This is a genomic window from Soehngenia saccharolytica DSM 12858 (assembly GCF_059568515.1).
The window spans coordinates 32,501-39,920 of the sequence record NZ_JCANTN010000019.1 but is presented as its reverse complement, the minus strand read 5'-3'; the positions used below and the strand labels follow the sequence as shown (position 1 = coordinate 39,920).

The 7,420-nt window shown below is 35.3% G+C and carries 8 protein-coding genes and 1 pseudogene (1 of these 9 only partly in view); 5 read left to right on the top strand and 4 right to left on the bottom strand.

The window, feature by feature from the left end:
* From BO51_RS06575 to BO51_RS06560, 4 genes and pseudogenes are all read left to right on the top strand, one after another.
* A pseudogene (locus tag BO51_RS06575) lies at positions 1 to 316 on the top strand (IS1634 family transposase); the annotation flags it as partial.
* A 164-nt stretch (positions 317 to 480) separates the two neighbouring features.
* On the top strand, positions 481 to 969 hold the full coding sequence (locus tag BO51_RS06570; RefSeq protein ID WP_496485121.1) for a helix-turn-helix domain-containing protein: 489 nt from the start codon (positions 481 to 483) through the stop codon (positions 967 to 969).
* Positions 970 to 1,557: 588 nt separating this feature from the next.
* Entirely contained in the window at positions 1,558 to 2,274 is a 717-nt protein-coding gene (locus BO51_RS06565; RefSeq protein ID WP_496485119.1) for a tRNA lysidine(34) synthetase, read from the top strand.
* Positions 2,275 to 2,345: 71 nt separating this feature from the next.
* The gene (locus BO51_RS06560; RefSeq protein ID WP_496485117.1) at positions 2,346 to 3,575 is read left to right on the top strand and encodes a class I SAM-dependent rRNA methyltransferase; all 1,230 of its coding nucleotides are present in this window, start codon (positions 2,346 to 2,348) and stop codon (positions 3,573 to 3,575) included.
* Positions 3,576 to 3,618: 43 nt separating this feature from the next.
* Here the strand turns inward: BO51_RS06560 and BO51_RS06555 are convergent, their stop codons facing one another.
* The gene (locus tag BO51_RS06555; protein ID WP_496485115.1) at positions 3,619 to 4,257 is read right to left on the bottom strand and encodes a flavodoxin family protein; all 639 of its coding nucleotides are present in this window, start codon (positions 4,255 to 4,257) and stop codon (positions 3,619 to 3,621) included.
* Between the two features lie 194 nt (positions 4,258 to 4,451).
* Here BO51_RS06555 and BO51_RS06550 point away from each other — a divergent pair, with 194 nt between their 5' ends.
* Positions 4,452 to 5,201: a glucose 1-dehydrogenase gene (locus tag BO51_RS06550; protein ID WP_496485113.1), complete on the top strand. Its 750-nt coding sequence runs from the start codon at positions 4,452 to 4,454 to the stop codon at positions 5,199 to 5,201.
* Between the two features lie 66 nt (positions 5,202 to 5,267).
* On the opposite strand, the gene BO51_RS06545 is transcribed toward BO51_RS06550, so the two are convergent.
* The 3 genes from BO51_RS06545 to BO51_RS06535 all read right to left on the bottom strand — a co-directional run.
* Positions 5,268 to 5,936 carry a GNAT family N-acetyltransferase gene (locus tag BO51_RS06545; RefSeq protein ID WP_496485111.1) on the bottom strand — a complete coding sequence of 223 codons (669 nt, stop codon included), beginning with the start codon at positions 5,934 to 5,936 and terminating at the stop codon, positions 5,268 to 5,270.
* Positions 5,937 to 6,092: 156 nt separating this feature from the next.
* The gene (locus BO51_RS06540; protein WP_496485109.1) at positions 6,093 to 6,551 is read right to left on the bottom strand and encodes a GNAT family N-acetyltransferase; all 459 of its coding nucleotides are present in this window, start codon (positions 6,549 to 6,551) and stop codon (positions 6,093 to 6,095) included.
* A 352-nt stretch (positions 6,552 to 6,903) separates the two neighbouring features.
* Positions 6,904 to 7,420, bottom strand: the 3' portion of a protein-coding gene (locus tag BO51_RS06535; RefSeq protein WP_496485108.1) for a hypothetical protein. It continues 56 nt past the right edge of the window; 517 of the gene's 573 nt are visible here — the last part of the coding sequence; its start codon lies off the right edge, out of view; its stop codon occupies positions 6,904 to 6,906.

Below are 7,420 nucleotides of genomic sequence, written 5' to 3'. Positions count from 1 at the left end.
GCCAGTTTATTTAAGCAGAGACGATCGTATACAGGCACATTTCACTACATGTTTTCTTGCATTAGTTTTATATAGATATTTAGAGAAATTATTAGATGAACAATTTACAAGTCAGGAAATTATTAATGGTTTAAGAGATATGAATTTCTACTCTATTCCAACAGAAGGATATATTCCAACCTACACGAGAACTGATTTTACTGATGCTTTACATGAGGCATTTGGGTTCAGAACTGATTATGAGATAGTAAGCATAAAAAAGATGAAAAATTATTTTAAGGAAACAAAAAAGAAGAAAACATTACGCAGTTTTTAAACAAGATAAAAACTCTGAAATGCTCTAATTACAATGCATTCCAGAGTTTTGTGTCTCTCAACTGTCAAAGATGGGATATTAAATAGAAAAGCAAGTGGAATTGCTATTTATGTAGTTATTCTATGATAATGTCATATTGAATTTATTCTGATAAAATGTCATGTATGCGAGAGGAGACATTCAATATGACTCAAAAAGAAATAACTCGTCTTAGAGTCATCAATCAAACTATCGATAAGGTAATAACCATCAAGGAAGCTGCTGAGCTTTTAGGCTTAAGTGAACGACAAGTATTAAGGTTAAAGAAAGGAGTTGTAGAAGAAGGACCTGCGTTCATTATCCATAAAAATAGAGGCCGAAAACCCCAGCATACACTTCCTGATGAAGTGAGAATGAAGATTGTAGAGCTAAAGCAAACGAAGTATCAAGAAGCTAATTTTAACCACTTTGTTGAGCTTTTGGAAGAGCATGAGGACATCAAAGTGAGTTATACATCTGTCCATAGAATTCTAACTCAAGCAGGCATTAAAAGTCCTAAAAAACATCGTAAACGTAAATCTCATCATAGGAGGAAAAGAAAGCCTCAAAAAGGAATGTTGGTGCAAATAGATGCTTCTCCCCATGAATGGATTATACGAAGAAACCGACCGTGAAATTATTGAAATGCTCAATCAGCTCTTCAATTCCACACGAGCATGGGCCTGAGAGAGAAAATACTCTCAATTCATCATATCGCTTTTGATAAGTTTTATCAAGGGCTTATTTTCCTATACCCATTTTTAAAGGCCCTATATCCACAGTGGCTGTCAAGTAGATCGTGAAATAAGTTGGCCTGACCCGCAAAGCCTTACTACTTATGCCACAAAAGCTACTTGACTGCCGACCTTACAAACACGCTTTTGTTTATGCCGGTGGGTGGCTCCACATGATTTTTCTCTTGTCGTTATTTCTAACTCGTTACTTAAAAAGCAAAATTATATCTCGAAGGTGACATTTTCATAGAATAAAATCATGATTTTTTAGGTGACATTTTCACAGGTTATTGACAGTCCAAATAGAAATCATATTTTTACCTACTTACATGTTTTTTATGTTCCTAATAAATTTACATCCAATTGTGTTAGTTTAGAGATATTTTATGGTGAAAATAGATATGTTATAATATCTATTAACTTCAAAAGGGAATAAATGGGGATAATTTAGCTCCAATTTATATAAACTATTTAGAAAGGTAGGATTTTATGAAGTTACAAAGGCTGCTTAGCTATACCCGCATAGCAATTGATGATTACAAAATGATTGACGATGGAGATAAAATTGCCATTGGAGTCTCTGGTGGCAAGGACAGCTTAACGCTGTTGTATGCTCTATCCCACTTAAGGCGTTTTTATCCAAAAAAGTTTGATATTGAAGCCATAACTGTTAGCATGGGCTTTAATGATATGGATTTTTCACCTGTTAAGGAACTTTGCAAAGAGCTTAAAGTTAATTACACAATAGTAGAAACAAAAATAGCTGATATTGTTTTTTCCCACCGAAAGGAGACTAATCCCTGTTCCCTCTGCGCTAAAATGCGCAAAGGTGCATTTAATACCAAAGCAAAGGAGCTTGGCTGCAATAAAAAAGCCTATGCTCATCATTTAGATGATGTGATAGAAACTATGATGATGTCTTTAATTTACGAAGGCAGATTCAACTGCTTTTCTCCTGTCACACACCTTGATAAATCAAACATAACCTTAATCAGGCCACTAATATATGTAAAAGAAGCAGATATAAAGGGATTTTGCAATAAATACAATCTGCCAGTAGTTAAAAATCTATGTCCAATTGATGGTTATACCAAGCGTCAATATGTAAAGAACTTAATAAAAACCATACAAATTGAAAATCCTGGACTTAAGGAACGACTCTTCCGTGCTATTAAGACAAGCAGCATACCTGGTTGGAATACATAATGCCTTGTTGAAGGCAAAATTGAAATGTGCTACAATCAACAAGATACAATCCATTTAGAAAGGAGACCCAAATGAAGCAGAAACGACAGTATCCCAAAGTTATGATAACCTCTAAAGCAAAACGAAGTATTCAGAATGGTCATCCATGGATATACGGAGAAGAAATTCTCGAAATAGAAGGGGACCCCAAAAACGGTGAATTGGTAGATGTGTTTGCTAAAAACTCCTTCATGGGTACAGGCTTTTACAACAGCGTTAGTAAGATTACCGTTCGACTCATTTCACGCAACGCCAATGATGTTTTTGATGCTCGCTTTTGGCGTCGCCGTGTGGAATATGCTATCCGTTACCGCAAAACCGTTATGCCAGGTAGTGACTTTACCTGTTGCCGCTTGATTCATGGTGAGGCCGATCAGATGCCAGGACTAACAGTGGACCGATATGGCAATATTCTATCCGTACAGATTACCTGTCTAGGCATGGAACTTGTCAAGGATATAGTTTACCGTGCCCTTTGGGAAGTGCTTACTGAAATGGGCGAAACCATTACTGGTATATATGAGCGCAATGATATTGCCCTTCGTGCAAAGGAAGGCTTACCAGAATATAAAGGTTGGTACCAGCTAGATGATATCCCTGTACCTGAATCCCCCATAACGGAGATATGTGAAAATGGCATAAAATATCTGGTAGATGTAGAAAACGGGCAAAAAACAGGCTTTTTCTTGGACCAAAAGTATAATAGGGCAGCTGTAGCCCGTATTGCTAAGGGCAAGCGGGTACTAGATTGCTTTACCCATACAGGCTCCTTTGGACTTAATGCAGCATTAGGCGGGGCAGAACATGTAACCTGCGTAGATATATCCCAATCAGCCCTTGACATGGCAAAGGAAAATGCCTTACGCAATGGTCTAGAAGGAAAGATGGATTTCCTCTGCGAAGACGTATTTGATTTGCTAACAAGACTAGCAGAACAGAAATGTCGTGACTACGACTTTATCATCCTTGATCCACCGGCCTTTACCAAATCCCGTAAGACAGTGCAGTCTGCTGCTCGAGGATATAAGGAGATTAACTTTAGAGCTATGAAATTACTTCCTAGAGGTGGATATCTTGCCACCTGCAGTTGCAGCCACTTCATGACAGATGAGCTATTCCGCAAAGTACTGGCAAAGGCTGCAGAGGATGCTTCCGTGTCCTTAAGACAAATTGAAGCCCGTCAACAAGCTCCTGACCATCCTATACTATGGAATGTTCCAGAAACGGATTATCTTAAATTTTATATATTCCAAGTGGTATGATCTGGATTATAGATGAGGTAGGATTTATTTTTATCCTACCTCATTAAATAAACCCAGCTCCTAACTCATAAGCTTCTTTTAATTTTATGGGGAATACCTCTTCATGTCGGGCTTTTTTCTCATTTGGATCAAAAATGGTCCAGTCGTACTTGCTATAATCATCTACCTGTAATGTATTTCCATAAATCATTATCTTTGTTGGTCCAACATGACGTTCTAACATTCGCTTATAATTTTCTAACAAGGTGGTATAACCTACTTTATCATAAAAGCTTTCATCACAATTACTAGTATGGATGAGTAAAACTGGAATCATATGTTCATTACAATTGGGGCGTTCTTTATTATAGGTCAAAGACTGGAAAACTAGCCTCTCATAAAGAGCTCTAAAACCTGCTGACAAATTACCCAAATAATTTGGCGAACCAAGAATAAGAGCATCTGCCTTGCGAATCTTGTCCAATACTTCTGTTAAACCATCCTTAAGTACACATTTCCCAAAAGTCTCAGGTAGTTTACACCTAAAACAAGAAATACACCCTCTAAAAGGCGCCAATTTGTAAAGATGGATGATTTCAGCAGTAGCGCCAGCTTCCTGAGCTCCCTTAGCAGCAGCCTCCACTAATTGGGCTGTATTCCAATTAGTACGCGGACTAGCATTGATGACAACAACATATTTCATCTTTATCCCCCTATCAAAATTCAAGTATTTTTAATTATATTATAATATCATCCTAGATTAGATGTAATTCAGCAAATCCAATAAAATTGAGCTTTACATTTTCAAATCAAAACTATATTAAGACAAAACAATACTATTAATCCTATTTAATGTTATATTAATATTAAAGAATAAATTCAAAGGGATGTGATAGCTTGGATTTTTCAAATAAAACAGTAATTATAACTGGGGCTGCCAATGGCATTGGGAAAGGAATTGCTTTACAGTATGCCTTGAAAGGAGCTAATGTTGTTGTAGCCGATATCGACGAAAAAGCTGGTACGGAAACAGTTTCACTAATTAAAGAAAAAGGGGGAAGTGTAATTTTTGTCCCAACCGATGTCCGACAAGAGGCAGATATTGTTCGGTTAATGGACACTGCCTTCCAAACATACGATCATATTGACATCTTAATCAACAATGCAGGAAAAGGACTATTTAAATCCCCTTATGATTTAACCTTAGAAGAATGGGATGATTTGCTAAATACAAATTTGAGAAGTGTCTTCCTATGTTCTCGTGAAGCAGCAAAATATATGCGTAAAAATAAGGATGGCGGCTCCATTGTCAACATTGCCTCCACCAGAGCAATTATGTCTGAACCTAACTCCGAAGCCTACGCTGCTTCCAAAGGTGGAATTGTCGCTCTTACCCATGCCCTTGCAGCATCCTTAAGCAAAGATAAAATTACAGTTAACTGTATATCTCCCGGTTGGATTGAAACAGGGGATTATTCGCAACTAAGGCCAATTGATCATGAACAGCATCTATCTAGAAGAGTAGGAAAACCAGAGGATATTGCCAGGGCTTGTCTTTATTTAACTGATAAAGAAAATGATTTCGTCACAGGTATCAACCTTATTGTGGATGGTGGTATGACCCGAAAGATGATCTATGTAGAGTAAACCCCTAATTAAATTTCAAGCGGGCTATGGATGATTGCCCGCTTTTTCACTAAATTTCTACAAAAGTTATTGTCTAATCCTTTGATTGGCTTTTGCAGTAAAAGAATGTACAATAACCTTAATCACCCCAACTGTATCTGCCATTCTTTCATCAATTTCAAAATCCCTTCCAGTCTGATTCTTCATAAGTAATTTAAGACCTATAATTTTTTCTTGTTCATCTTCTAATATTTCTGCATGTCCTTTTCCAATAACTGAAGCAAAGGTTGAGCCATATTTACATAGAATATCCTCTCCTGAAATCAATTCAACATCACATTCCAACTCAACACAAACATTATGATTATTTCCAACTGCATTATTTATAATCCGCCATAGAACAAAGCCACGTTTTTGATAAAACCTTAAAGCCAATAAATTATCGTTTGTTGTTATTACTTTTATAAGTTTACAATTATTCTTAACAGCAACATTTTCAACTTCATTAATTAGAGATGTTCCTATTCCTTTTCCTTCTAAAATACTATCTAAGGATATTATTTCACATTCGTTATCTCTGATAATATATGTAACTAAGCCAATAATATCTCCTTCTTCATTTAGAGCTGCAAAACCATCTAATTCACTGCAATCATAAACTCCACTGGAAATAACCATTTTTGTACTTCCCCAATGGAACTTAAAAAACTCTATTACTTTATTTTGTGGTATATCTGCAATGGAGTAGATTTTCATATTAATACCTCAACATAAAAATCTTCTTATAATAGAATCATTGTTTGTATATCTTATTTAGCAATATAATCTTGTAACTATACAAACTTCAATTGTAATAACAAATACATAGTAACAATTCTATTTAACTGCTTAACCTATTGACCTGTTTCTCTCTTATATCAATTGTTTTTCAAAACATTCAATTGTCTTGTCCTTCCACTGCTTATATGCGTAAAACTTAAATCCTAATGAAGTCCAAAATTCCTTGGCTATCTTGTTTTCTTGTAGTATTCCAATTCTAACCTTGTTAAAGCTCTGCTGTTTTAGCTTTTCCTCAAACAAATTATATGCCATTTTACCATACCCTTTACAGTGATATTCTCTATGAATCATGAGTAAACCTATCCAGGGACAATTGTCATTAGGATTATTTTTAAGAAAGTCAATAATTCCTATATACTTATTCTCCAGAAATATAAGATTGCTCTCGGTATTCTGGTTAAGAAACTCATTTTTCACCTCTTCTATTGTTCTTGAAGGAACACCGTTTTCAAGAATATTATAATGAGTATTTGAATTAATAATTTCCAGTACAATATCTAATAAATCTTCTGTAATAGACTGAAATATCACAAAAACACCACTCCACCTCTTAAAGCGTCTTTGACGGAGAAAACACTTCTTTAATTCCAATGTCTAGATAAATCATTGTCTGGAATGTCCGTCTTTGCTTCTACGAGCTTCATCCCACCGATAGAATTTTGTCAACCATTCCACCTGTTGGAGCATTTGGAGACTATTGGGTACAATATTGCCAAGAATACGTTCCTGTTTATCTTCATCAAAGGTTTTAAATTTGGATGATGACATTTACAATTTGAAACATCGCAAAAAACATTTTTAGCAATAATTAGATGTAATTTGTTATTGACCGAAAATTGTAAAAAGATACTTGACATTCACACGTAGTAAACTCAACCTTCAGTTAATGTCTTTTATAGGCTTTGGATATGCCAAAAATCAGAAGACAAAAAGCCACTGTCAGAAGAATAATATTAGTTACAATACTTATTGGCTGGTGCCATATACTTTTCCCATATCTAATCAGTTGTAATATAATAAAGGCAATAGGAATTCCCCACAATATATTATATCGTTGAGCCAAAAATCCAACTATGCTTCCTATAGCTCCTCCGACAGCAGAAACTACTATCCAACTCAAAAAAACAACCCAATTGAAAACTGGTTGAACATCCATAGTTATTAAATAACTGAAAATGAAATACAGAACAATAGCAAACACTGCAAAGTACCCACCATTAATAACCGAACATCTAAGGGGGTTACAAAATTTATAACCTAAAATCATAGATAACAAAAACCAAATTGCTAAATTGTTCATTAATCCGCCTAAAATGAATAGAATCATCTCGAAAATACTTTCATCCTTTAGTTGATATGGAATAATATCTGAAAAAATCGACAGAACTCCTAAAATTGTA

What these genes read in the sequence shown, in the direction of transcription:
- BO51_RS06570 (WP_496485121.1), top strand. Translation starts at nt 481, where the DNA reads ATGCGAGAGGAGACATTCAATATGACTCAAAAAGAAATAACTCGTCTT.
- BO51_RS06565 (WP_496485119.1), top strand. Translation starts at nt 1,558, where the DNA reads ATGAAGTTACAAAGGCTGCTTAGCTATACCCGCATAGCAATTGATGAT.
- BO51_RS06560 (WP_496485117.1), top strand. Translation starts at nt 2,346, where the DNA reads ATGAAGCAGAAACGACAGTATCCCAAAGTTATGATAACCTCTAAAGCA.
- BO51_RS06555 (WP_496485115.1), bottom strand. Translation starts at nt 4,257, where the DNA reads ATGAAATATGTTGTTGTCATCAATGCTAGTCCGCGTACTAATTGGAAT.
- BO51_RS06545 (WP_496485111.1), bottom strand. Translation starts at nt 5,936, where the DNA reads ATGAAAATCTACTCCATTGCAGATATACCACAAAATAAAGTAATAGAG.